Raw genomic sequence first — 24440 nt, 5'->3', positions numbered from 1 at the left:
TGCAGGTTGACTGTAAGAATGTGGAAGTCAATGGCGTTGCGGGGCAGTGTTTGGCTGATTTCTATTTCTGACCTCTTTGGCGATTTCTTTTCTTCTTCATTCTGTTGGCAAAATCCTGTTCCTGGGAATCTTCGCCCTGTGCTTCAGGGAGCAAACCGCCTAGTGCTTCAATCAAACCGTCTTCGTGTTTTTCAGCTGTATTCAGGAAGTCGAATAAATGATGAGGTTCCTCTTCAGGAAGATCTGCATCTTTTGATTTTGTCATTTTTGACTGCACTTCCACAGGCTCTATAATTTCCGGTTTGATATTATTGTTCCAGTAATCATTAAAGGTATTGGCAGAAAGCTCTTTTCCCAATCGTGAACCGTTCCATACTGTTTTAGAATTATGGTCTATATAGGTGATTCCGTAAATACGTCCTGTATCATTTCTGCGTACTACTACGTTAATTCCCTGTTCGCCTAACTGTTTTTTAAAAACCAGCTCATCACTTGTTGATTGTAAAGCAATGGTAACTGCAGCTTTAATGGTTGGCTTTGCCGGGTGGTCTTTTAAAGTCTCTTTGCATTTCGCGTAGTTTAATTCCAAAGTAGGTAGTCCAGCATTCTTTCCGAATAAAGAAGCCTTGAACGGATGTCCGGCTCTTTCGCCTTTTGCATTTAAGGGGATATATAATAAACCCTGCTGCATTTTTCCCTTCAACTCGCCCTTTACTTTTTCGGTGGTAACATTAAAAAGAGAAAGCAAAGCATTATATTCTCCCAAAGTTTGGTATTGATAATAGTTCGGCAGGTGACGCACTACTGAGGCTATCTGACTTTTGACATCACCTGAGCGATAATCTACCGGACGGAAAACCTTGTCGTTCTGTCTATACTCTTTATCAGTTGCGGGTATCAATCCATGTTTTTTTTCCAGTTCACGACAGACATTCATAGAGCGCATTTTCTCAAAACTGTCTGGAATCTTTTTGCCCTGCTCATCCACGCAAACCGATACAATATGAATATGGCTACGGTCAATATCGGTATGCTTGAACACCACAAAAGGCTGCTGGCCATAACCCATTTCCCTCATATATTCTTCCGCCATTTCCCTGTACCTGTCATCACTTACTTTATCTTTCGGGTCAGGATTGAGCGAAATATGCAAAGTATGTTTCTCGGTATTGCGATTGGCTATTAGATAAGGGGCAAAAGATTGAGCTAATTGCGCAACGGAATAATGACCGCTTGCGGTTTCAATCATCTTATTGCCAAACAAAATCTGCCCGTTTTCATTCTCTACTTTTAGCTGATTGTATGCCAATGCCCCGTATAAATTTCCGCTTCTTCCGATTTTTGCTATCATTTCTAAGGATTTTTTTTCACATATTTTGCTTCAAATTCTTCGGTTATCTGAATGATTTTTTGGCATAATAGCGCCATCTCAGCAGTCTGTTTTTCCAATTTATAGAGAAAAGCTGCCGCCTTTTTCTCGGAAAAATGACGGTACAACAGCTTTACAATCTGGTTATAATTTACACCTACCGAGCGAAACTGGCTGTGAAATGAAGTCAATCGCATATAAAAATCAACTGTCCCTTTGTCAATTTTAACCGATTTCATCTCCTTGCTGAAAAGCAGCGAAATGATAAATTTTGCTTTATTGGGCATTCCCGATGTTTCAAAAAGCGATAAAAGTTTGGCATTTTCCGCGTCCGTCAGCCAAAATACGTGGCGGTGGATGCTTGGGTCGTCTTTTGGCGAACGTCCACCCTTATTGCGTTTGTTGTTATTGTTTTCGTCCATAACCTGTCCATTTTAATCCTTACACAAAACCCTGACTTCGGAAGGTGTTTTTCAGCTCCCGGCAGGGCAAGTTGTTTTGAGGCACGAACTCGGTTTCGAGTGCCTCAAAACACAACTTGCCGTGTTCCGTTGAACACAAAAATCCGCCCTTCGGGACGGATTAAGTGTAACAGGGAAAAACGGCTCGATGCCGTTCTGTTTAGTTTCCATTCTGTCAGGATGCTTCGCATAAATCTGTTAATAAAAATCATTTTACAAAGTAAAGATCTGTCTGCAAGAATATTGTAATGTAATCACCAGACAAACTCTGCCTTTGATTGCCAAACACTACCACACATCAATAAGGAGCTAATTCAATTGCTTTATTTGCTTTATGGTTTTAATGCAGGTTATAAAAAATGCGTACAGTTAAATAAGAAAGGAGTATTTGGATACAGATATTTTGGAATAAAAGCATAAGGTTTTAAAAGAGTAAAACTTTAAAAATGTAAAAGCATAAAAGTGGTAAAGCAGTTTACCGATTGCAACGCTTACCATTTGCTAAAAATTATAACTCACCAAACTGTAATAAAAGCAAACAACAATCAAGGAAATTTTCAAAAAGGGAATACAGGTTTCCCTGAAAGTAGGTACTATTCAAATACACCAATATTCAAACCTACCAAACAAATAAAATGTGTAACAATAAATATTCAAAAAATGGAAACAAAAATGAAAACCTTAAAAATCAGTTTTTCAACGCCTAAGGGCGGTGTTGGAAAATCTACTATGACTTCACTACTTTCAAGTGTATTGCATTATCGTTTAGGATTTAATGTACTTGTAATGGATTGTGATTTTCCGCAACACAGTTTAGCCAATATGAGAGAAAGAGATTTGAAAACGATTATGCAGAATGACTACCATAAAAGAGCTGCAATGAAGTTGTATCAAAGTATCAATAAAAAGGCATATCCTATTATCAGTTGTAAAGCGGAGGATGCCTTATCAAAGGCTTTGGAATATGTAAATGAATCTGCAATAGAGCCTGATATAATTTTTTTTGACCTTCCGGGTACAGCCAATACAAAAGGTGTGCTTACTACTTTAAGAACAATGGATTTTATTTTTTCTCCAATCAGTGCTGACCGTCTAGTTATGGAAAGTACATTGAGCTTTACTAAAGCATTCCTTGGTTTACCCGAAACAGATCAGAGTAATAAGGATCAAAAAATGTGGATGTTTTGGAACCAGGTAGACGGTCGGGAAAAGACAGGAATATATGAAGCTTACCAAAGTGTTATTAACGAGCTTGATTTATCTGTAATGACCTCAAAAATAATGGATAGTAAACGTTTTAGGAAAGAAACGGATGATACACTAAACAGTGTATTTCGGTCAAGTTTGCTGCCTGCCGAACCACAGCTTATGAAAGCAACTAGAATAGATTTGTTTGTCGAGGAGTTTTTAAAAATTGTTAATCTCTAAAAACACTTAAGGATGTCAATAGATAAAAGAAGAAAAGACTTTGATAAACCTGCTGTTGATGAGGAGTTAATCATGAACATCATGAGTGGTAATAAGTCTTCTACTGTACCCGAAGCTAATCAGCAAAAAGAAATACTAAAGGAACCAAAACCAAAAGAAAAAGTCCGCACTGCTTCTTCAAAGAAGGTGGATTATGATGAGATATTTATGGTCAATCGGTTTCCTTCAGGTCGCAATGGAAAGGTTGTTTACATACGTCCCGAATATCACGAAAGGTTAATCCGCATTGTGCAATTAACGAGGGAAGAAAAGACAACACTGTACTCATATATTGACAACATCCTTGAACATCACTTTAAGGAGTTTGGGGATGATATTACTGATTATTTCAACGAACGTTTTAAACCCATTTTATAAGCTATGGAAAATGTAATTGTGATATGCCTGCTGATAGTCATTGTCCTGCTTTTGCAGGACAAGATTGTCATTAAGAAAAGGTCGGAGCAACAGCAGCCGAAACAGGAAAAAGTTAACCCAAACCTGCCGGATATTATGGGTCAGCCCAAGCCTGTAAGAAGCCTTTCAATTCCAAACAATGCCACTGAGAGCCAAATTGAGGAAACAGAGATAAATCCCTATAATTTAGACATTGAATACGACAAAAATGAAAACGTAGGTATTCAAATTCCGCAGGAAGAGCTGGACGAAGTTTTCAGTAATATGCCTGATTTTGAAGAGGAAGAAGAAGAATGGAACAAGTATGGAATATCCGCAGGTGATGACAGTCTTGCCCAAGGGGTTACCTATGATGAACTAAGCTCCGTAGGGGTGTTACTCCAAAAAGAAAAATTGGAGCAGGCTCAAAAAGAAACGGCAATTGTAATAGTTCAAAAAATACAGGGTACTGAATTATTCAGCCTGCTGGAAAATTCTATAGAGGGTGCTTCAAGAAAAATAGCCATGCTGTTGGACAGCAGTCTCTCTGAACCTGATTCCGGTTCTTCCACTTTGCGGAAAAATGATTTGGGTGATTTTGATATTGGGGAGTTTGTTTGAAAGGGCAATACTCCCCTTTATTGTTTAATAAAAAACACAGAATATCATGGAAAGAGAGCTGCCAGTCATAAATATTGAAGGTACCGACTTTATTGTAGATGTATCCAAACTTGAACTCAGGGAAATGGCTGACCCGACAAATATCATTGCATTTGAAAATATGCGTGATGTAGGAGATGGTTATACTTTTGACTAAAGCCTGAAAAATAAAAATCTGCCATCTATGTTTGACCGTGAATGTATAACAGTTAAGATTTCTGAATTTGTGGCACTTGATCCGCAAGGAATGGCTGCCCGATATAATTATGCACCAGAAGAGGTAAAGGGTAAATCTGATTTTGAGCTAATGGTAGATCAAAAAACTTTTGATCTACGTGTAAACAAAGGAATATTGCCAACGGTAGATATTGCAGGACATACATTCTACGTTGATATCCGAATGGATATGCTCCGACCAAAAGATGATTTCCTTTCTAAAGGTATTGTGCTCTCGAATATCGAAAACTACTACGATGAAGACAAAAGAACCTATACCATACCTTATAATCCTAACACCCACGAATTCCAGGAGCCCGACTATCAGAATATCAAGGAGCTTCCCAAAGATTTAATAGCTGTGCGGTTTCCCTCTGAAAGATTGCTTGACAGAATTGGATGGAACAGGCAACACGGATTTGAACTTACGCAAGGACTTGCAAAGCACGGTTTGAAATTAAAGTTTAGGGCGAAGCCTATTCCATGGAAAAAAACCTTTCTTCCTGATTTGATTGAAAGCAACCTCAAAACCGAAAAGAACCACCAAAAAGCCAACGAAAAACAGCTGCTTGCACAACCGGATAAAAGCAAACCTAAAGGACGAAAAATGTAAGTCGGAACTCCGAGAACAGAACGCCAGACTTTAAAAAAGTCTGGCGTTTTTTATGCTTAAACATCTACAATAATGCCAAAGTTAGCCAAGTAATTCCACTGACTGCCATATTGTTATGACGCCTTGATTTCCATAACATCTTTGTACTGAACGCCCGCAAAGTGTGGGAAATCAGAAACAATTAAAGTTTTTAATCATGGAAAAACAAACAAAAAAAATCCTGTTGGGAGCAGTGGCAATGCTGACAGGTTTAGGTGCGCTGGCACAGGGAAATGGTACGGCGGGTATCAATGAAGCCACGCAGATGGTAACCTCGTATTTCGATCCCGCCACGCAGCTTATTTATGCCATCGGAGCAGTGGTAGGCCTTATCGGAGGTGTTAAGGTATATAACAAATTCAGCAGCGGCGATCCCGATACAAGCAAAACCGCAGCAAGTTGGTTCGGTGCCTGTATCTTCCTAATAGTAGCTGCAACCATCCTGCGCTCATTCTTCCTTTAATCCCACAGTCTTATGAGTAATTATAACATCAACAAGGGCATTGGGAGAACCGTAGAGTTTAAGGGGCTGAAAGCACAATACCTTTTCATTTTTGCCGGCGGACTGCTCGGAACTCTTATCCTGGTCATGATACTATACATGGCGGGAGTTAACTCCTTCATCTGCCTGTTTCTTGGAGCCGGCGGTGCTTCTCTTATTGTATGGCAGACTTTCTCCCTGAATAAAAAATACGGTGAGCACGGACTCATGAAAGTGGGTGCAAAGAAAAGGCATCCCCGCTACATCATCTGCCGGAAGCCTGTACACTGCTATCTGAGGTTTACCCCTAAATCCAATGCCGTATGAGAAATTCAGCAAAGACCACAACATTGGAAAGCAGTTTTCCATTACTGGCGGTAGAGAATAACTGCATCCTGTCAAAGGACGCGGACATTACCGCCTGCTTTGAAGTGCGTTTACCGGAACTTTTTACAGTTGCATCTGCGGAATATGAAGCTATTCATTCTGCCTGGCACAAGGCTATCAAGACTTTGCCTGATTTTACGGTAATCCACAAACAGGATTGGTATATCAAGGAAAACTACGCCCCTGATTTGGCAAAGGATGACCAGAGCTTTCTGGCTAAATCCTATCAGCGTCATTTTAATGAGCGTCCATTCCTGAACCATTACTGTTACCTTTTCCTGACCAAGACCACTAAGGAAAGGATGCGAATGCAGAGCAATTTCTCTTCGCTATGCAAAGGTTCGCTTATACCAAAGGAAATCAGGGACAAGGAAACGATTCATCGTTTTATGGAAGCCGTCGCACAGTTTGAGCGTATCATTAACGATAGCGGACTTATCAAGCTGAACCGCCTGAGTGAAGAAGACCTTGTTGGTACAGATGAAAAGCAGGGATTACTGGAACAATACCTAACGCTTTCCAGAGAAGCCGCAACACCGATGCAGGATATCGTACTGGGCGCTGAAGAGGTCCGTATCGGAAACAAAAGGCTGTGCCTGCATACCTTGTCCGATACGGATGACCTGCCAGGAACCGTCTCGGCAGATACCCGTTATGAAAAACTTTCTACAGACCGAAGCGACTGCAGGCTGTCATTTGCTGCACCTGTTGGACTGCTTCTGAGCTGCAATCACATTTACAACCAATATCTGTTTTTGGATAACAGCGAAGAGAGCCTTCAGAAGTTTGAAAAATCAGCGAGAAATATGCACTCTTTGGCTCGCTACAGCCGTGCCAACCAAATCAACAAAGAGTGGATAGAAAAATACCTGAACGAAGCACATTCATTCGGTCTTTCTTCCATCAGGGCACACTTCAACATTATGGCATGGTCGGATGATCCGGCGGAACTCAAACAGCTAAAAAATGATAGCGGGAGTGCACTGGCGCTAATGGAATGCAAGCCGCGACACAATACCACCGATGTGGCCACGCTGTATTGGGCTGGAATGCCTGGAAATGCAGGTGATTTTCCAAGCGAGGAAAGCTTTTATACCTTCATTGAACCTGCCTTGTGCTTCTTCACGGAAGAAACGAATTACCACAATTCGCCCTCACCGTTCGGTATCAAAATGGCAGACAGGCTCACTGGCAAACCCATCCATCTGGATATTTCTGATTTGCCGATGAAGCGCGGGATTATCACCAACCGGAACAAATTTATTTTGGGTCCGTCGGGAAGCGGTAAATCTTTTTTCACTAACCATATGGTAAGGCAATATTACGAGCAGGGCGCACACGTGTTGCTGGTCGATACAGGTAATTCCTATCAGGGATTATGTGAGCTAATAAAAGGCAAAACCAAAGGAGAAGACGGGGTATATTTTACCTATACAGAGGACAATCCAATTGCCTTTAACCCTTTCTACACAGATGATGGCGTATTTGACATTGAAAAAAGGGAAAGTGTCAAAACGCTCATTCTTACCCTTTGGAAACGGGATGACGAGCCGCCAACCCGTTCTGAAGAAGTAGCATTGTCCAATGCGGTGAGCGGTTACATAGAACGTATCAAGTGCGATGATATATATCCGTCTTTCAATGGTTTTTATGAATATGTTCAGGGTGATTACCGCCAGGTACTTCAGGAAAAACAGGTTAGGGAAAAAGATTTTGATATTGCCAATTTCCTCAATGTCCTGGAACCTTATTACAAAGGCGGAGAGTATGATTACCTGCTCAATTCCGATAAGCAGTTAGACCTGCTTTCCAAGCGATTCATCGTTTTTGAGATTGATGCCATTAAAGACCACAAAATTCTTTTTCCCATCGTGACAATCATAATTATGGAGGTCTTTATAAATAAGATGAGAAGGCTCAAAGGTATCCGCAAGCTCATCCTCATTGAAGAGGCCTGGAAAGCCATTGCCAAGGAAGGAATGGCGGAATACATCAAGTATTTGTTTAAGACTGTGAGAAAGTTCTTTGGAGAGGCAATAGTAGTAACGCAGGAAGTGGATGATATCATCCAGTCTCCTATTGTAAAAGAAAGTATTATCAATAACTCCGACTGTAAAATCCTGTTGGACCAGCGCAAGTACATGAACAAGTTCGATGACATTCAGGCGATGCTTGGTCTGACCGATAAGGAAAAGGCACAGGTACTTTCTATCAATATGAATAATGATGCTTCGCGCCTTTACAAGGAAGTATGGATAGGCCTTGGTGGTACGGATTCAGCAGTATATGCTACAGAAGTGAGCCTTGAGGAGTACCTCGCCTATACCACTGAAGAAACAGAAAAAATGGAAGTGATGCAGCTCGCATCAGAATTGGACGGCAATGTGGAACTCGCCATTAAGCATATTGCTATGCAGAGGCGCGAGAAAGCAAATCATAATAATAATTAACAATTTAAATTTAAGAAAAATGAAAAAACAAATGTTTATGGTGTATGCAGCAATTATACTTGCCGCAGCGCCCTCAGTAAAAGCCCAGTGTGTAGTTACAGATCCGTACGAACCTGGCTTCAGGTATCCTCAATAGCGCTAATGAAATCGTACAGACTTCATACTACGGTATCCAATGTTGTTAAAAATTTCAAGGAAGTGGAGAAAGTGTACAATCAGGGAAAAGAGTATTACGACAAACTCAAAGCCGTAAGCAACCTTGTGAAAGATGCCCGTAAAGTGCAGCAGACCGTGCTTTTGGTTGGCGATGTGTCGGAGATGTATGTTACCAACTTCGGCAAGATGATGAACGATCCCAATTTTACACCGCAGGAACTTGCGGCTATTGGAAACGGTTATTCAGCACTGCTCAATGAGAGTACCGAACTTCTGAAGGAACTCAAGCAGATAGTTACCGCATCGAATCTTTCTCTAAATGACAAAGAGCGCATGGACGTTATCGACCGCGTTTATAAAGAAGTCAAAGAGTATCACAGTCTTGTCCGCTACTATACCAGCAAGAATATTTCAGTGAGTTATCTCAGGGCTAAAAAGAAAAATGATGCCAAGAGAGTGCTTGAACTCTATGGGACTTCCAACCAAAAATACTGGTAAAGGATGGAATGGAATAATCTTCACGAAGTCCTGCGTTCACTCTACGATGACATGATGCCGCTTGCAGGCGATATGGCAGCGGTAGCTAAAGGTTTGGCCGGACTGGGCGCGCTGTTCTATGTAGCATTAAAGGTATGGCAGGCGTTAAGCCGTGCCGAACCTATCGATATGTTTCCTCTCCTGCGGCCTTTTGCCTTGGGATTATGTATCATGTTTTTTACCACGATCGTCCTTGGAACCGTTAATGCGGTGCTAAGTCCTATAGTTACAGGAACGCATGCTATACTCGAAGACCAGGTGCTTGACCTGAACAAACTACAGCAGCAGAAAGACCAATTGGAATACGAAGCAATGGTACGAAATCCAGAAACTGCCTATATGGTTTCGGATGAAGAGTTCGACAAGAAGCTGGATGAACTCGGCTGGTCGCCCTCAGACATCGGGACAATGGCAGGTATGTACATGGATCGTCAGGAGTATAAGATTGAGAAAGCTATGAAAGAATGGTTCCGTAATCTTTTGGAAGTACTGTTTCAGGCGGCGGCATTGGTGATCGATACCATCAGGACATTTTTTCTTATCGTCCTTTCCATACTCGGCCCGATTGCCTTTGCTATTTCCGTGTGGGACGGTTTTCAGTCTACGCTTAATCAGTGGTTCACACGATATATAAGTGTCTACCTCTGGCTTCCTGTAGCTGACCTCTTTAGCTCGATGCTCGCTAGGATTCAATCCCTGATACTCGAACGTGACATTGAAATGCTGTCTGATCCGACATTTATTCCCGACACTTCAAATACCGTGTATATCATATTTATGATTATAGGAATTGTGGGTTACTTCACTATTCCAACAGTGACAGGCTGGATTATCCAGGCCGGCGGAGCAGGGAACTTTACCCGCAATGTAAATCAGACAGCGATGAAAGCAGGAAATGTTACCGGAGCAGGAGCCGGTTCAGCAGCAGGAAATATCGGCGGAAGGCTGATGAGCAAATAAAACAACTAATTATTCAAGAATATGGAATTTAAAACGCTAAGAAATATCGAAAACAGTTTCAGGCAGATAAGATTATATGCTATTGTGTTTGCCGTGCTCTGCACAGGCATTGCGGGATATGCCGTGTGGAGATCTTACAGTTTTGCTGAACAACAGCGACAAAAAATATATGTGCTGGACAATGGCAAATCACTCATGCTGGCACTCGCGCAAGATGCGTCAATCAACCGTCCTGTGGAAGCAAGGGAACACGTAAGGCGCTTCCACGAACTGTTCTTTACGCTCGCTCCAGATAAAAATGCCATTGAGAGCAACATGAAAAGAGCATTTAATCTTGCCGATAAAAGTGCCTTTGATTATTACAAAGACCTTTCGGAAAAAGGATATTACAACCGTATCATATCGGGCAATGTACAGCAGCGTATCGAAATTGACAGCGTCGCCTGCGATTTGAGAAGTATCCGTATGCCGTGCGCACCTATGCCAAACAGTTTATCATCCGTTCGAGCAATGTGACAAAACGTAACCTTGTTACGTCCTGTTTTCTGGTTAACTCCGTCCGCTCGGACAATAACCCGCAGGGTTTTAATATCGAAAAATTTTCCGTGGTGGAAAATAAGGACATAGAAGTCATTGAACGCTAAAAATTATGGGATATGAAACTTTTACTTCATTTAGACGCATTGGTAAAAACCCTGACGATAAGGGATATGACGGTTATTTCCATACGGAGGGCTGTTGTCCAGACAAACTAAAGGATAGTATTAGTGGATTTTTAAAGACTTGGGAAAATGGTAATGATGCTCCGAGATTAGCAAATTTCCTGCATTTATCCACCTACCTAGAATGGAATGGGGAAGACAAGCCAAAGGTTGAGTGCTATATGCGGGTAAGATACGAGAACGGGAAATTCGATTTAGGGGATACAGAAATGTATATAAAAAGAACAGACCGCTACGGGCAATTAATGAAGGAATCTAAACTGACAAACCTTACAGCAAGTTCGGTTCCGACAATAAAGGAGGCTATTGCTCAGGTTTCAGAAAAACCCAATGAAGACATTACTCCGCCAATAAGAGGGTTTAGAATGTAATACCCCATAATCTTTAAAGTATGAAAACAGTAAGAATAAATATTGACAAGTGGTTTGACAAGCAGGATAAAAGCTGGCGGGCCTTATCCTTAGACAGACAGCGAAGATATACGTTCTGCCTTTTTTTAGCGTACCTGCTGCTTACTACCGTGGTTATTTTAAAAGTGTGGTACGACACGGCAAAATCTGATAACAGGATGGTCATCGAGCATATTGACAACCCTGTGCGTAAAAAAGAAAGTCCTGTCTCCCAATTGGACACCTTATCAACAAAATTAAAAGAAAAGATTTATGAAAGAAAATGAAAAAAAGGTCAGCGTTCTGGTTGAAGAAGCGGACCAATCCAGAGCATCCAATCTGCCCGATGATAAAAAGAGTAGCAAAGAACAACTTAAAAAACCGGTACTATTCATACTAATGGGAATCGTGTTTCTCGGATGTATGTACCTGATATTTAAACCGTCTTCAGACAAGGCGGCAATCGAAAATATCGGGCTGAATGATGCCGTCCCACAGGCCAGCGAAGCCGGGATGCAGGCCGACAAACAAAAGGCGTATGAGCAAGAAATGCTGGAACAGAAAGATCAGGAAAAACGTAATGCCCTTGACCACGCTGTCCGATTACTGGAATGAGGACAGTTCATCTAAAAACAATCAGGATACGCTCGCTGACCCCGAAGATCAAAGCATGGGTTACGGTAATAATACGGGAAAAGCAGGTAATTCGGCATTAAACAGTTACCGCAATTCTCAGAGTGCGCTTGGCTCCTTTTATAAGGATGACAATAATGAAATGCAGGAACTCCGCAGACAGCTTGATGAGCTGAAAGAAAAGCTGGCTGCTAAAGATGTTCCCAAAAGCGTGACAGTAGATGACCAGCTGGCACTCATGGAAAAGTCCTATCAGATGGCGGCAAAATACCTCCCGACAGGTACAAATAATGGTGAAGCTTCCCCAAACAAAGGCATTACAGCTTCTACCAGTACGCAAAAGGAATATTTTGTGGCATTCGCTCCTGCAGGAAAAAAAGCCGTTTCGGCTTTGTACAGAGCGCCTTCAGATAGTACTTTTTTAGCGGATTGGAGCGCAAATAAAAACAGGAATTTTTATACTCCGGGATCTGCAGGGCAGATTGCACAACCCAGAAACAGTGTGAAAGCCTGCATACAGGAAACACAGACCATTATTGGTGAAAGCGGCGTACGCCTGCGTTTATTGGAAGTTGCCCAAACCCCTAACCGCACCATCCCGCAGGGAACACTCTTAACTGCAATGGCTAAATTCCAGGGCGGCCGTTTACAGATGAAAATTACTTCCATAGAACTGGGTGGCAGTATTATCCCTGTAGACATAACCATTTATGACCTTGACGGGCAGCAGGGGTTGTACGTCCCGTATTCTCCTGAAATGAATGCGCTTTCAGAAATGGCAGGCAATATGAGCCAGACTTCAGGAACGAGCCTGATGCTGACCCAATCAGCCGGACAGCAGGTCGCAGCAGATTTGAGCAGGGGCGTTGTACAGGGCATTTCAGGCTATTTCTCCAAAAAAGTAAAAACGCCAAAAGTTACCCTGAAAGCTGGCTATCAGGTATTTCTAGTCTCTAAAAAATAATAGTAAACTAAAATAACGTAAAAATGAAAAATTATTTAAAAAACTTTTGGGCAGCTGCCCTTATGATCGGCTCTGCCGCTGCCACTTTTGCACAGGAAACAGCAAAAACATCGCTTGCTTTGGGGAGGATAGAATCCTACGAAATGCAGGTTACCTACGATAAGACTTCTCATCTGATTTTCCCAAGCGCCATACGTTATGTGGATCTGGGAAGTGAATACTTAATTGCAGGAAAAGCAGAAGATGCCGAAAATGTGCTTCGTGTGAAAGCGGCTATAAAGCATTTTGAACCTGAAACCAATTTTTCGGTGATTACCGATGACGGCCTTTTTTACAGCTTCGACGCTTATTACAGTGCCTGCCCATCTACATTGAGTTACAACCTTCTGGTAATGCAAAAGGCGGTAGACAAATCCGCCGGACAGGAGGTACTTTTTGAAGAATTAGGCAATAGTTCTCCTTCTCTGGCAGGGCTACTTATGGAAACCATTTACAAAAAGGACAAAGGCATCATAAGACACATCGGTTCTAAAAGTTTTGGCATTGAATTTACCCTAAAAGCCATTTACATACACGATGGCAAATACTACTTCCATACGCAACTTGAAAACCGTACTCCTGTTCCTTTTCAAATTGATTTTATCAATTTCAAGGTAGTAGATAAAAAAACAGCCAAACGTACCGTAGTGCAGGAAAGAGCAATAGTGCCACTGCGCATTTACAAGCCACTGAGTGCCATTAGCGGCATAACAACAGATCAAAATGTTTTCCTCTTAGATCAGTTTACCCTTGCCGATGACAAAATACTGCTCATTGAAATTTTTGAAAAGAACGGCGGCAGGCACCAGAGATTTCAAGTGGAAAATTCGGACTTGATTAAAGCCAGACTGATCAGTGACCTGCACCTTACGTTTTAATATCACTTAAAAACAGTACCAGAAATGAAAAAGTATATCTATAGCATGATGTTTATTCTGATAAGCATCACCCCCAGCCTCGCACAGCGCATGCTACCAGGACAAAAGGGAGTCGAGATCAATACAGGAACCCTGTCAAACGAAACTCAGGCAAAAATTATTACCTTACTATTGGTTTGATCCAAAACGGTAAAAATGGCAATTATAAGCTTTGGGCTTTGGAATATGTTCATCAGTACTACCAGTACAAAGACCTTCGCATACCCCACCAAACCTATACCGCAGAAAGCGGATACAGTTTTTTCCTGCTGGGCGATACCCGTCGGTATATTACCCTGAATGCCATTATAACGCTGTTGGTGGTTATGAAACGATCAACCATGGTGAATACCTACTCCCTGATGGAGCAGAAATACTTCCTAAGGATAATTTCATTTATGGCGCAAGCGGACGATTATCTTTTGAAACCTATCTCTCGGATCGTTTTGTTCTGCTGCTGCAAGCCCGAACAAAAATTTTGTGGGGCACTGATTTCAAACAATTCCGCCCTTCAGCTGGTATGGGATTAAGATTTAATTTTTAAAACGCAATATGATGATACCATTTTTCAACCCACTGAGAGTAGGCTTATTACTAGTACTACTAACCCTACTGCTCAGTTCCACTGCACTGCTGTCCTGTGATAAGGACGAGCTGGAAATCCAGCATAATTTTCCTTTCGAGCTACAGCTAATGCCCGTACCCAAAGACATTGCCAATGGTGAAACCGTAGAAATAAGAATAAACATAAAGAAAAGCGGAAATTACTCCGGCGCTAAGTATTTTATAAGATACTTCCAATTTGACGGTCAAGGGACACTGCAGTATTACGATGATCCTCCTTACCTCCCCAATGATTTGTACGCAATACAAGAGAGGCAATTCAGGTTGTACTACACCTCCCACTCAGCCGTTTCCCAATCCTTTGATGTTTGGATTTCGGATAATTTCGGAAACGAAAAAAAGTTGAGTTTTGAGTTTAACAGCAGTGATTAACCTTTAAAAACTGCTTTTTAAAACATCTTATAAAATTTGCATGTACTTCCCAACCCGAAGCTTCTTCGGGTTGTTGTCTTTATAGTTACTTGCTGATCAATAACACAAAAATTGCATAACCAAATAAACCTTAGTATATTAGATTTATTTCAAGATACCCTTACATATTTTTACTAATGAAACCGTAACAGTCCCTTTATGAAAAATGTTATAGACCGTACCAATACCTTTTACCTCGAAATGTCCAGAAAAGTACTCTCTGAGAGGGAATATGATGTCATGCAAAAGCTCCTGTTGGAAAAAATGTCGCTGCAAGAAGTAGCAGACAGCTATGGGTTCACGAGCGAAAACATTCGCCAAATTTACCAGAGAACCTACAAAAAAGTAAAAAGCGTAACAGAACTGCTTGCCGAAATTGATGCTTACAAGGACAAATTACAGCAATTAAAACAAGACTTAAAAAAGGGTAGTCATCAGATCAAAAAAGAGAAAAACAAAACTAGAAGTTGGCCTCAGTAAAAAACTCTACGATAGCCATTTCCCTTTTAGTAAGAGAATGCATAACATGCTCGAAGTTTTGGATGTTCATACCGTAGGGCAACTAGCGGAAATACCTCTGGAGCGTTTTGGGTATTATATGGGGTTTGGACAGCAATGCAAAAAAGAATTGATCGTCTTTATAGAATTTGAAAATATCGAGCATTTATTCAAGGGGTTCTCTCTTTGGAAAACAAAGCTAATGAAGTAATAAGCAACAACCAAAAATCCGATTGTAATGCTGTGGCGTTCTTTTGCTTCTTTTCTTTGGCCACTTGTGTGGAAAGAAAAGAAGTCCCAAAAAACAATAAAAGGGATACTATATATCCCTTGCATAATTCCCGCAGCCTGTTTGATAAAATGGCGCATCGTGCATTTTTATTAAAATGGCTGCACTGCTTAAACGCAAAAAGACTGTCCCGACCTTTTGGGAGGGATTGTCTTTTTGCCGCCCGAATTTTCGGGTTCAGGCGATTTTTATGGGCTGTGACTGAAAGTTTTTAAGATTAAGGAAAAATCCCCTGTACTGGGTCATACCATATGCGGAACAAGCCCCACAAGCAACGAACATCCCATCTGCGCCAAAGAGGAATTGATAAACAAGTTCCTGTTTTTCCAGGCTTCGGCCAAAGAACAGCTTGGCGTATCGTCCTGCTGTTCAGACTTGTCTCAGTAAGTTCCCAAATTCATCGGTAACAAATGGCAGGCTTGCCACCGTTTCATATTTTTCTGAATTGGGTTGTTTAATCTCTCCGATAGTGGATAATATGACCTGTCCTGTATGTTGGCTGTTGCCAAAGTCTAACCAATATTTTGGCGTATCTCTATGATTTCTGCGGTTGCATAATTCTTTAAGTATTTCAGCAACCCCAAACCTCGCCTGTACATTGTCCACACAAGTAATATAGATAGTTGCCTGTGCATTTTGGGGCAGTCTTCCCAATCTATCCTTTCTCAAATTTCACCGTTTCCGCTTTCCAATTTGTTCCCATAAAACGATTGGCTCGGTTTATCAGAGCAACGGATTTATATAATCCTACCTCGCACTGGGCAAAACGCTGTCTGCCCAAATTGGCACTCGTGATAACATCATCATCCCAAAGGCGAACAGATAAACCTGCGTGTCCAAGTTCAATTAAACTGTGGTTCATTTCCATTAAGGCGGTCAATACTTTTGAACCCGTTCCGCCTGCACCGATTATGTTTACGGTAATAGGATTAGTCGGATTTATGAGATAGTTATCCGTAAAATGTATTTTTGTTTTCTCGGTATTCATGGCAATAGATTTTTAAGTGTTTTGTTGTGTTTTTTCAATACTTCTTTAGGAAAAGATTTACCCGTTTCGATAAGGTCTTTCCAAAGGTTTACACAATTGCCTTTTATCGGACTGTTGTTTCCCAATAAATGACTGAAATAGCTGTTAAAAAAATAATCTTCCCAAGCCAGTGTAAATTCCTCTACCGAAGCGGAGTTTTTAATATTGATATTGACCGAACCCATACATACCTTGCCGTCTTCGTAGATATTAAAAAATGGCGCATAATACAATGGTGTTTTCTCTGTTGGTCTTCTATCGCTTAGCAAGGCAAAAACCGCAAGGCTGTTTTTGTTGGCATACCAAACCATTGGCGGTACATAGCAATTCCGTTGGGAATATCCAAACCATCCACAAAATACAGTTGTCGCTTTCTGTGCTTTGAGTGTACCATAGTACTGCGCCTTTTTCTGTTTGGGATTGATATGCAGAATGTTTGATGGCAAAATCCCATTGGATTTTAAAAAAGCTTGTTTCTTGTCCTTTTCTGTTACCAATGCCTTTGCCAATACTCTTGCTTCCCTCTCTGTGAGTGGGTGGGCATTTATAGGAGTGCCGTTTTTGTCCATATCAAAATGCTCCACATATACATCGCTTTCCGCTCCTTTGGTTTCATAGAAAACGAGTGCGGATTTAGGATGGTACAATGTACCGAAAGCTTTCTGTTATATCTATTGTATTTTTCATTTCCATTGTGGTTTTATAGTTATAAAGTAAACTGCACATATCGTCCAAAAGCGCAAATAATCGGTTTTCAAAATCAAGGCTGTTTTTCGTGACCACTTTTTTGTCGAAACGTTTGCAGATGGTCGGTTCCTGCATTTCTGCGTACTCGTTAAACTCATTGTTGATGCTCTCGGCAAGGTTCTCGTACAGCCATCCTTTTGTGTGCGATATAAAGGAAATATACTTTTCCATACCGATGGTTTCATTGTCGTCGTCGTCATTATCAGGGTCTTGTTCCCGCATTGGAGCATTTCGGAAAATGCTTGCCTTTGGGATATTCCGTAAATAGTGCAAAGGCATTAGAAGCTGTCAGCCAACACTCGTGGTCGAATGCATTACTTCTTTTAAAAGTGTTTAAACGCTTTTGAAATACCTGTAAACTCATAGGGTGAAAAATCTTTTGCTCGATATAATCTCCGATGAATTCCGCTTTTTCAAACTCAAGTTTACACGGCTCATTTTCTTCAGTTTTATCGTCCTGCTCCACCCACTCTTTGTGCATTTCATACATCCAATACAGATAACTGTTTTCCTGTCTGAAATAAGGAATATCAGCAATGTGATATAGGTAAGAGCAAACAGAAATAAGCAATTGGGCGTTTCTTTTTGCTTGGGGTCGTGGAGCATCTGATACAGCGGTTCAATGGGTATATAATACAGGGTTGTACCGGTGTTGTATTTTTCCTCACTGATGAAATAGGTTTGCTTACTGTCCTGCACCAAACGTATTTCCTGCCAATTCAGAACAATTTGCTTTAACTTTTCTTCCATATCCCTTATAGCCAATGCCATATTGTACGGATAGTCAAATTGGTTGGTCTGCATAGGTTCAATATTGTAATGCTCTGCAAGTAATGACAGCGACTTGTAAAAATCCTTCTGCATTTTTGCTGTTTCCATACAAGCCTGTACCGTTTCAGTTTCTTTCAGCCTTGGCAGGAACGAAGTTTTTAGAAAACCATTGGCAACATTTCCACAGGCACTGACCTGCGTTTGTCTTTTTGAACCTCGCTCGCATCTTTGGGTTTTTGCATCCATTGGGCGAACCCGCTGAGCTGTTTGTACAACTGCCTTTGTGGTTTTTGTTCGGGTGGTCTTGATTGTTCCCGATATAATATGTTTGTGCATAGTCCATTGCTTTAAAATTTTAGATTATCCTTTAGTTCCCATTACGCTCTCAAATAGGTACTCTACTGCATCATCCTTGATGGCGGGTGCAGAGATTTTAGCGGTTGTCAAAATCGGGATACCTGTTGGCATAAAAATTCAGTACTGCTTCCACGCTCCAGCGTGGTTCGGGATCGGTCAATATAATATCCTGTCCTTTATCTTTGAGTATAAACACTCTTTCCAATTGCGTTGCTAATAACATGATGATGAATTTTAATGTTATTACATTAGTTGTTTCTTCCTGTGCGGTTTCTTGCTGAGTAATTGGCAGTTATTGCTTCCGCTTTTGCGGGTTCGGGTTTTGCTTCCTCTATAGCTCCGAAAAGACTCGGCGCAGAAAACTTGTCGGACAATTCTGTTTTGCGTCTGCGTATATCGTCAGCCTTTTCAGGGAACTCTGTCATTTCGGGAACTTTTACCCATGCTTCACGGAGTTTTCCTTCTTTTTCAAGTTCGTCCGCTTTTGCCATTGCGTCCTTGAACTTTTTGTCTTTGGCTTCCTGTTCTTTCTTCTGCCTGTCGGCTTTTCTTTCTCCATTGCCGACTGTTTTTTGGTTTCTTCCAACTGCTTCATAAAGCCTTCCATATCGACCATTAAGCCTGAGGCAGTCTGTATGGGTGTGGTTATCTTCTCGAAAAAACCGTTGTCAAGTTCTTCGGCTGTTCCCCGAAGATTAAGGGGCGGTATGATGTTCTTTGCGTATCTCCGCACCCGTTCGTTTTGGAGCATAACCGATACGATTAGATTGTTTTCTGCTCCTTTTGCTATTGTGAGTTGCAAATCACCTGTAATCTGCAACTGCGCTATCTGATGGAAAAAATTTGCGTTCATCGTTCTAAAGTTTTAATTGTCGTCTAATTGTTTTTTAATGGCTCTGAGTGTCTCGTAATGACTCTGTCCAATATGTTTTCTGCTTTTATCGAACTCGAGAATCTTTTATCATCGTGGCTGTTATTCCTTGCACTGTCCTGACATTTTGATGGCTTCGTTAAGGTTTGTCACCTCAATAGGGCAACCGTTCAAGTCTGTTATTTTCATCATTTTATCAGTTCAGTTTTCACCGGTATAAACTCCGTTCTCGTAATAGCCTGTAAGCTATTCCCAATTGCTTAAAAGCTATTGGTATCTACATAGAAATACTCGGTTTTATTGCAGTAAACGATATATACAGCCTGTCTTTGAATTTCGTTTCAAGGCTTTGTGATTTGGCGATGTTTTAGCTTCTCTATTGATTTAGCTTTCATATCAGTTATTGTTATAGTAGGCTACCACCGATTAAGGCGGTAGCCTATGGTTATCTAATTAAGGTTTAGGATTTCTGCACCGTCCGAGGCAAAGCCGTACACAAGTCAAATGCCTTTTGTGATTTGAGCTGTGCAGTACCACCCAAAACAATGCTCTGCAATTTGGCTTCATTGTCTTTGTAATTGCGTACATTCTGATAGTAGCCCGTAACAGCGTTATATGCCCCGAACAATGTGCCTTTTGTAGTGTCCATTTGCTGTGTGTCGCTTGTCATAGCATACGCAAAGGCATCGTCTACCATATTTCTGAACAGCGTGGAAACTTCATCCTCTGCACCTTTTTTTAGTAAATCGAAAGTTTCTTTATTTGGACAAAGTGCCAATTGGATTAGCTTTCTCACTTCCTGGTCTGTTACCTTTACTTTCGCCCATTCATTGAAAATATTCTCTAACTGGATGCTCAAGGTGTTCGCTAAACCCATAATCTTGTGAGCGTTCTCGATACGCTGTTTTGCTCCAGAAGTGTGTTTGATACGCACTACATTAGTCATACTCCGCAAGGAAGCGTTAAGCGTGTTTTGGCATACGATACGAATAGGCGTAAAAGCGGCTGTTATACTTCCGCTACCATCGTGCGAAGTGGTCAGGAAAATGTATTTTTCGGTTACATCATCACCATTTCCAACTCGGATATAGTCGGGCAGTTTGGCTGTGATAAATATGCGTTCCCCATTACCCAGCGCTCCTGCGGTTTCATATAGTATTCCGTTGCCACCGCCTACAATGGCATCAAAAAAATTAAATGCTTCACGGTTCTGTACGATATGATAGTCTTTACCTACCACCCCCAATACTGCATTGTTATCAGTGCGGATATTGGCAAAGTAGTTAGGAACTTCCAATTCGTTACTGCCAATCTCGATACTGTCGGCAGTTTGAATGATACCCGAACCTTTTGTATATAGCGGACTTTTAACGACTTCGTAATCTAACCCTGCAAATTTTATTGCTTCCTCGCTTGTTGGGTATTGCTCTACAATTTGCCCTAGTCCGTGCCACGCTTTTTCCTTTACGCTAAAGAATGAATAACGTCCTGTTTCGCTGTTAAAATTGATATTATGTGCCATGATTTTAAAATTTTAAAATTGTTTAAATTATTTAGGTGCTCGTTGTTAAAATGGTAGGTCGTCCTTTGTATCGTCATTGTTGTTTCCTGCAGGAGCCTGTACAGCTTCGGCTTTTTTACCGCCCCCGTGAAGTTTGATTTGCGAGGTGTTGAAGTTCAGTCCTGCGTGCGGTTGTCCGTCACTTCCTGTCCACGCTCTTGCGCTCACTTTCCCTGTCAGTTCTACCACCGTACCTTTAGTGAGTATCTGTGCTACTTTTGGACTAAGCCAATAGGCGCAGTCGAAATACGTTGTCTGCTCTATGCGCTCGCCCGCTTTGTTTTTGTAGCTGTCGTTGATGGCTACCGAAAAGTTTACTACTGTTTTGCTGTTCGACACGTTGCGTACCTGCGCATCCGCTGTCACTCTTCCTGTAATGTTCATAATTCCTGTGATTTTTAGTGATTATTTTTTTTTGAAATTTTATTCGGCAATGAGAGGAGGTGCTGTTTTGTTTCATCAAATCCATTTTTAATATTTTACTTTTCATTGCTGACATTTTTTTTATTCGTCTAAAGAGCCGGAGTATGCTATGTTTCGTTTCGGGAGCATAAAAAGGTTAGTGTTTAGCAATAGCAGGGCTTTGCCAAAAAATACAACCCGGATGGGTGGAGATTTTTTATCAAACCTGAAAGGCCTGGCCTTGCTATTGCGTTAAGGACACGGAAATACCTTTGCTGCTGAAATGAGACAGAAGCATACTGGTTATTGAATTTAAAAATTAAGGGGAAGCAATGGAGAATGCAATCTGGCAAAGGGTTCGCTATGATCAGAACAATTCCTCTTACTGAGGACTGGAAAAGGAATGTCATTTTTGCGGAATTCGAAGATATTTGCTTGAATAACAAATAAAAAAGCCCATTAAAATCAATGCTTTTAATGGGCTTTTTGCACTAAAAATTAGGGTTTATGCCTGATTTGTAACATATTATAATATTTTTTATCTTTAGCAATGCGTTATATCTACCTCATACTCTGCTATTTCACAATACGAAGCATTAACACGACGCTAATAAAGATAGTCGTTGATACTGGTAGTGATGTGCAGATTCTGCAATCACACACAGCAACGGAGCTTTACGTAAAAATGAAAACCATTTATGCTCCTAGCATATGGAATGTAACTACTGTAACGGAAATGAGAGAACATTATAAAGCACTATCGGATTTTGATAAAATAGTGAGGAAATTTAGCTTAGAAAAAAAATAAAATTTTATGCGTTTCAATATTTTTTGCCAGGTTTGCGATCCCTTAAATGTTTCATCGTCATCAGTAGAATCGTTGTTATTGTTTTCCATCAATTCCTTTATATGAGACAAAACTGCTTCTGCGAATTTGAAAGAAGTTTTTCCGCTGCAGAATTCATTTCTCTATCATCCTAATATCTAGTTTAAAAAGACTCTTTTAGAAAGCATTGCAATTGGTTGACACTTAAGAGCATTTTGCAAAGACTTGGTTGAAGTACAAAAAGAAAGTAATAATAGATGCAAAAAAAACCAGCCTTCAAAGGCTGGTCGGATTAAATGCGGTATTTAGAAAAATATAGAATTATCAAATATTGTATTCTTTATGAATTTTTTTCTTCCCTGTTTGGTTATAACTGCGCTATGCTACTTTTTAAGTTAAAAATTTAGTAGTTTAAAATAAAACCTGCGCCAAAGCCCATATCGCTATCATAGTGAGAGGATAGAGATCCCCATCTGGTAATTATATAGCGCAACCCTGCCATATATTCCTTGTCTGTATTCCACATTAAATTCATTCGAAGTCTTTTAGAAACTGGAATGTCCTTACGCTCAAACTGTAATCTGACTTTACCATCTGTGAAAACCTCAGCCTGTGCTACTATTAACATAGGAAGGGTATAGTTGACTCCCAGACTTACTACTGCACGTTTATCTTTAGTGTTCTTTTGTCCAAAGAGATTTCTTTCTTGTTCATCTTCTCCCATTTTTCGATATCTCCAGTCAAATCCTATAAATGGCATTAACCATTGCATTTTTCCAATATATCGACCAATATGTGTTTCAGTTTCATAACCATGCATGTCATTGTATCCTAATCTCCATTCGGTTCCAATACTCCAACGCGTACTTTGATACATTGCTTCACCATCATTTCCGTTGGTTGCAAAATCATTCTCTGCCATAAAATGAAATTTCCTGTCGTCAGCAAAGAGTTTTCGTCGTGCTAATTTTGGGTCTGGAATTTCAGGGTTGGGAGGTTGATTTTCGTAAGTAAAAACCCTTCCCATTCCGCTCATCATATGGTATAAGATATGGCAATGAAAAAACCAGTCCCCATCTACATTGGCATTAAATTCCAGCGTATCTGTTTCCATTGGCATTATATCAATCACATTTTTTAATGGTGCATACTCTCCCTGGCCATTAAGGACCCTGAAGTCATGACCATGTAAATGCATTGGATGGCGCATCATTGAATTATTATGTAAAACGATGCGTACATTTTCACCTTTTTTAATTAATATTTTATCGGATTCAGAAACCACCTTATTGTCCAAACTCCAAACATATCGATTCATGTTACCGGTAAGTTCAAATTTTAGTTCTTTAATCGGCGCATTTTCAGGAAGTGTTGTTTTGGTAGGCGATTTAAGCATTGCATAATTTAGAGTTGTAATATCTGAAAGCGCATTGGCATTGTATTGCTCTGCATCCATTTTCATACCATCCATCTTTGTATTGCTTTTAGGCTTGGTTTCACCCGTGATTTCGGGATACATTACTACATTCATATCCATTTTATTAAGGCTCATGCTCATACCCATATCATCCAAATCTCCATTCATTTTCATCATACCGTTCATCATCTTCATTCCTTCGAAATATTTAAGCTTTGGCAAGGGTGTCACTAATTGCTTAACCCCGCTGCCAATGTACAGGGAGGTAGATTTTGTGCGGTCTTCCGGTGTTGCCAAAAACTCATAAGCTGTTTTATCATCTGGAACGGTTACAATTATGTCATAGGTTTCAGAAACTGCAATAATTAATCTATCGACCTCAACGGGTTCTACATCATTTCCATCATTGGCCACAACCGTAATTTTCCCGCCGGCATAGGTAAGCCAAAAGTAGGTTGATGCGCCTCCATTGGAAACTCGTAATCGGACCTTATCACCCGCTTTAAATTGAGAAAGCTGATTTTCATTTTTTCCGTTGATTAAAAATTTGTCGTAATAAACATCACTGACATCCATGGCATTCATTCGTTTCCATTCATTTTTTATTTTGTCCTTAAAATACCCTTGCTTTATAGCTTCCGCATAACTTTGTGTAGTCCCTTTTTTAATAGCAAACCAGTCCGATGCATTGTGCAGCAATCGGTGTACATTTTCAGGTTTCATATCTGTCCATTCACTCAATACAATAGGTGCTGCCTCCCTAACAACAGGAGCATGTATTAA

General features: G+C 40.7%; 22 protein-coding genes and 8 pseudogenes. 19 read left to right on the top strand and 11 right to left on the bottom strand.

Going from position 1 to position 24440, the window contains the following annotated elements:
- Positions 1-61: 61 nt before the first annotated feature.
- On the bottom strand, positions 62-1351 hold the full coding sequence (mobB, locus tag AC1RYN_RS14815; protein ID WP_481807564.1) for a conjugal transfer protein MobB: 1290 nt from the start codon (positions 1349-1351) through the stop codon (positions 62-64).
- A 2-nt stretch (positions 1352-1353) separates the two neighbouring features.
- A complete protein-coding gene (gene mobA / locus AC1RYN_RS14810; protein ID WP_481807563.1) occupies positions 1354-1791 on the bottom strand; it encodes a conjugal transfer protein MobA in 438 nt (145 codons plus the stop codon).
- 699 nt (positions 1792-2490) lie between these two features.
- On the opposite strand from mobA, the gene AC1RYN_RS14805 reads away from it, so the two are divergent.
- The 19 genes and pseudogenes from AC1RYN_RS14805 (at position 2491) to AC1RYN_RS14715 (ending at position 15600) form a co-directional block, all read left to right on the top strand.
- Entirely contained in the window at positions 2491-3258 is a 768-nt protein-coding gene (locus tag AC1RYN_RS14805; protein ID WP_481807569.1) for a ParA family protein, read from the top strand.
- A 12-nt stretch (positions 3259-3270) separates the two neighbouring features.
- Positions 3271-3675 (top strand): DUF3408 domain-containing protein, encoded by a 405-nt coding sequence (locus tag AC1RYN_RS14800; RefSeq protein ID WP_272092596.1) that lies wholly within the window; start codon positions 3271-3273, stop codon positions 3673-3675.
- 3 nt (positions 3676-3678) lie between these two features.
- Positions 3679-4314 (top strand): hypothetical protein, encoded by a 636-nt coding sequence (locus AC1RYN_RS14795; protein WP_272092595.1) that lies wholly within the window; start codon positions 3679-3681, stop codon positions 4312-4314.
- A 46-nt stretch (positions 4315-4360) separates the two neighbouring features.
- Complete coding sequence (locus AC1RYN_RS14790; RefSeq protein WP_481807562.1) at positions 4361-4510, top strand: hypothetical protein; 150 nt, start codon at positions 4361-4363, stop codon at positions 4508-4510.
- A 27-nt stretch (positions 4511-4537) separates the two neighbouring features.
- On the top strand, positions 4538-5182 hold the full coding sequence (locus AC1RYN_RS14785; RefSeq protein ID WP_481807561.1) for a hypothetical protein: 645 nt from the start codon (positions 4538-4540) through the stop codon (positions 5180-5182).
- 196 nt (positions 5183-5378) lie between these two features.
- The gene (locus AC1RYN_RS14780; RefSeq protein WP_481807560.1) at positions 5379-5684 is read left to right on the top strand and encodes a DUF4134 domain-containing protein; all 306 of its coding nucleotides are present in this window, start codon (positions 5379-5381) and stop codon (positions 5682-5684) included.
- 12 nt (positions 5685-5696) lie between these two features.
- Complete coding sequence (locus tag AC1RYN_RS14775) at positions 5697-6029, top strand: DUF4133 domain-containing protein (protein WP_272092593.1); 333 nt, start codon at positions 5697-5699, stop codon at positions 6027-6029.
- A complete protein-coding gene (locus AC1RYN_RS14770) occupies positions 6026-8539 on the top strand; it encodes a TraG family conjugative transposon ATPase (protein ID WP_481807559.1) in 2514 nt (837 codons plus the stop codon). Before AC1RYN_RS14775 ends, AC1RYN_RS14770 begins: the two co-directional genes overlap by 4 nt.
- Before the next feature lie 19 nt (positions 8540-8558).
- A pseudogene (locus AC1RYN_RS14765) lies at positions 8559-9193 on the top strand (DUF4141 domain-containing protein).
- A 3-nt stretch (positions 9194-9196) separates the two neighbouring features.
- Positions 9197-10192 (top strand): conjugative transposon protein TraJ, encoded by a 996-nt coding sequence (traJ, locus tag AC1RYN_RS14760; protein ID WP_481807558.1) that lies wholly within the window; start codon positions 9197-9199, stop codon positions 10190-10192.
- 21 nt (positions 10193-10213) lie between these two features.
- Positions 10214-10836: pseudogene (traK, locus tag AC1RYN_RS14755) on the top strand (conjugative transposon protein TraK).
- A 5-nt stretch (positions 10837-10841) separates the two neighbouring features.
- Entirely contained in the window at positions 10842-11285 is a 444-nt protein-coding gene (locus AC1RYN_RS14750) for a hypothetical protein (protein WP_481807557.1), read from the top strand.
- Positions 11286-11305: 20 nt separating this feature from the next.
- On the top strand, positions 11306-11590 hold the full coding sequence (locus AC1RYN_RS14745) for a nitrogen regulatory IIA protein (protein WP_481807556.1): 285 nt from the start codon (positions 11306-11308) through the stop codon (positions 11588-11590).
- Positions 11577-12900, top strand: a pseudogene (gene traM / locus AC1RYN_RS14740) (conjugative transposon protein TraM). The gene AC1RYN_RS14745 and the pseudogene traM overlap by 14 nt, the downstream one beginning before the upstream one ends.
- A 23-nt stretch (positions 12901-12923) precedes the next feature.
- Complete coding sequence (gene traN / locus AC1RYN_RS14735; protein WP_481807555.1) at positions 12924-13817, top strand: conjugative transposon protein TraN; 894 nt, start codon at positions 12924-12926, stop codon at positions 13815-13817.
- A 176-nt stretch (positions 13818-13993) separates the two neighbouring features.
- A pseudogene (locus AC1RYN_RS14730) lies at positions 13994-14400 on the top strand (conjugal transfer protein TraO).
- Between the two features lie 8 nt (positions 14401-14408).
- The gene (locus tag AC1RYN_RS14725) at positions 14409-14852 is read left to right on the top strand and encodes a DUF3872 domain-containing protein (protein WP_481807554.1); all 444 of its coding nucleotides are present in this window, start codon (positions 14409-14411) and stop codon (positions 14850-14852) included.
- Positions 14853-15050: 198 nt separating this feature from the next.
- Positions 15051-15371 carry a sigma factor-like helix-turn-helix DNA-binding protein gene (locus AC1RYN_RS14720; RefSeq protein ID WP_481807553.1) on the top strand — a complete coding sequence of 107 codons (321 nt, stop codon included), beginning with the start codon at positions 15051-15053 and terminating at the stop codon, positions 15369-15371.
- 46 nt (positions 15372-15417) lie between these two features.
- Positions 15418-15600, top strand: a complete 183-nt coding sequence (locus AC1RYN_RS14715) for a hypothetical protein (RefSeq protein ID WP_481807552.1) — start codon at positions 15418-15420, stop codon at positions 15598-15600.
- Positions 15601-15855: 255 nt separating this feature from the next.
- On the opposite strand, the pseudogene AC1RYN_RS14710 reads toward AC1RYN_RS14715, so the two are convergent.
- From AC1RYN_RS14710 to AC1RYN_RS14670, 9 genes and pseudogenes are all read right to left on the bottom strand, one after another.
- Positions 15856-16666: pseudogene (locus tag AC1RYN_RS14710) on the bottom strand (PRTRC system ThiF family protein).
- Positions 16663-17352, bottom strand: a complete 690-nt coding sequence (locus tag AC1RYN_RS14705) for a PRTRC system protein B (protein ID WP_481807551.1) — start codon at positions 17350-17352, stop codon at positions 16663-16665. The pseudogene AC1RYN_RS14710 and the gene AC1RYN_RS14705 overlap by 4 nt, the downstream one beginning before the upstream one ends.
- Entirely contained in the window at positions 17339-17674 is a 336-nt protein-coding gene (locus AC1RYN_RS14700; RefSeq protein WP_481807550.1) for a hypothetical protein, read from the bottom strand. The genes AC1RYN_RS14705 and AC1RYN_RS14700 overlap by 14 nt, the downstream gene beginning before the upstream one ends.
- 138 nt (positions 17675-17812) lie before the next feature.
- On the bottom strand, positions 17813-18559 hold the full coding sequence (locus AC1RYN_RS14695) for a hypothetical protein (protein WP_481807549.1): 747 nt from the start codon (positions 18557-18559) through the stop codon (positions 17813-17815).
- A gap of 24 nt (positions 18560-18583) precedes the next feature.
- Positions 18584-18803, bottom strand: a pseudogene (locus AC1RYN_RS14690) (PRTRC system protein C).
- A gap of 25 nt (positions 18804-18828) precedes the next feature.
- Positions 18829-19433 (bottom strand): annotated as a pseudogene (locus AC1RYN_RS14685) (PRTRC system protein E).
- Positions 19434-19900: 467 nt separating this feature from the next.
- Positions 19901-20973, bottom strand: a pseudogene (locus AC1RYN_RS14680) (DUF932 domain-containing protein).
- 45 nt (positions 20974-21018) lie between these two features.
- Complete coding sequence (locus AC1RYN_RS14675; protein ID WP_184165137.1) at positions 21019-21396, bottom strand: single-stranded DNA-binding protein; 378 nt, start codon at positions 21394-21396, stop codon at positions 21019-21021.
- A 1247-nt stretch (positions 21397-22643) separates the two neighbouring features.
- Positions 22644-24440: multicopper oxidase domain-containing protein (locus AC1RYN_RS14670; protein WP_481807548.1), on the bottom strand; the 1797-nt coding region annotated here is incomplete at its 5' end.

The sequence above is a fragment of the Flavobacterium sp. TC780 genome, assembly GCF_056783245.1.
This window is presented reverse-complemented; position numbering and strand designations above follow the sequence as displayed.

What these genes read in the sequence shown, in the direction of transcription:
- AC1RYN_RS14805 (WP_481807569.1), top strand. Translation starts at nt 2,491, where the DNA reads ATGGAAACAAAAATGAAAACCTTAAAAATCAGTTTTTCAACGCCTAAG.
- mobB (WP_481807564.1), bottom strand. Translation starts at nt 1,351, where the DNA reads ATGATAGCAAAAATCGGAAGAAGCGGAAATTTATACGGGGCATTGGCA.
- AC1RYN_RS14725 (WP_481807554.1), top strand. Translation starts at nt 14,409, where the DNA reads ATGATGATACCATTTTTCAACCCACTGAGAGTAGGCTTATTACTAGTA.
- AC1RYN_RS14785 (WP_481807561.1), top strand. Translation starts at nt 4,538, where the DNA reads ATGTTTGACCGTGAATGTATAACAGTTAAGATTTCTGAATTTGTGGCA.
- AC1RYN_RS14675 (WP_184165137.1), bottom strand. Translation starts at nt 21,396, where the DNA reads ATGAACATTACAGGAAGAGTGACAGCGGATGCGCAGGTACGCAACGTG.
- traN (WP_481807555.1), top strand. Translation starts at nt 12,924, where the DNA reads ATGAAAAATTATTTAAAAAACTTTTGGGCAGCTGCCCTTATGATCGGC.
- AC1RYN_RS14750 (WP_481807557.1), top strand. Translation starts at nt 10,842, where the DNA reads ATGGGATATGAAACTTTTACTTCATTTAGACGCATTGGTAAAAACCCT.
- AC1RYN_RS14720 (WP_481807553.1), top strand. Translation starts at nt 15,051, where the DNA reads ATGAAAAATGTTATAGACCGTACCAATACCTTTTACCTCGAAATGTCC.
- AC1RYN_RS14770 (WP_481807559.1), top strand. Translation starts at nt 6,026, where the DNA reads ATGAGAAATTCAGCAAAGACCACAACATTGGAAAGCAGTTTTCCATTA.
- AC1RYN_RS14800 (WP_272092596.1), top strand. Translation starts at nt 3,271, where the DNA reads ATGTCAATAGATAAAAGAAGAAAAGACTTTGATAAACCTGCTGTTGAT.
- AC1RYN_RS14780 (WP_481807560.1), top strand. Translation starts at nt 5,379, where the DNA reads ATGGAAAAACAAACAAAAAAAATCCTGTTGGGAGCAGTGGCAATGCTG.
- AC1RYN_RS14695 (WP_481807549.1), bottom strand. Translation starts at nt 18,559, where the DNA reads ATGCACAAACATATTATATCGGGAACAATCAAGACCACCCGAACAAAA.
- AC1RYN_RS14700 (WP_481807550.1), bottom strand. Translation starts at nt 17,674, where the DNA reads ATGCGGGAACAAGACCCTGATAATGACGACGACGACAATGAAACCATC.
- AC1RYN_RS14745 (WP_481807556.1), top strand. Translation starts at nt 11,306, where the DNA reads ATGAAAACAGTAAGAATAAATATTGACAAGTGGTTTGACAAGCAGGAT.
- mobA (WP_481807563.1), bottom strand. Translation starts at nt 1,791, where the DNA reads ATGGACGAAAACAATAACAACAAACGCAATAAGGGTGGACGTTCGCCA.
- AC1RYN_RS14795 (WP_272092595.1), top strand. Translation starts at nt 3,679, where the DNA reads ATGGAAAATGTAATTGTGATATGCCTGCTGATAGTCATTGTCCTGCTT.
- AC1RYN_RS14715 (WP_481807552.1), top strand. Translation starts at nt 15,418, where the DNA reads ATGCTCGAAGTTTTGGATGTTCATACCGTAGGGCAACTAGCGGAAATA.
- AC1RYN_RS14775 (WP_272092593.1), top strand. Translation starts at nt 5,697, where the DNA reads ATGAGTAATTATAACATCAACAAGGGCATTGGGAGAACCGTAGAGTTT.
- traJ (WP_481807558.1), top strand. Translation starts at nt 9,197, where the DNA reads ATGGAATGGAATAATCTTCACGAAGTCCTGCGTTCACTCTACGATGAC.
- AC1RYN_RS14790 (WP_481807562.1), top strand. Translation starts at nt 4,361, where the DNA reads ATGGAAAGAGAGCTGCCAGTCATAAATATTGAAGGTACCGACTTTATT.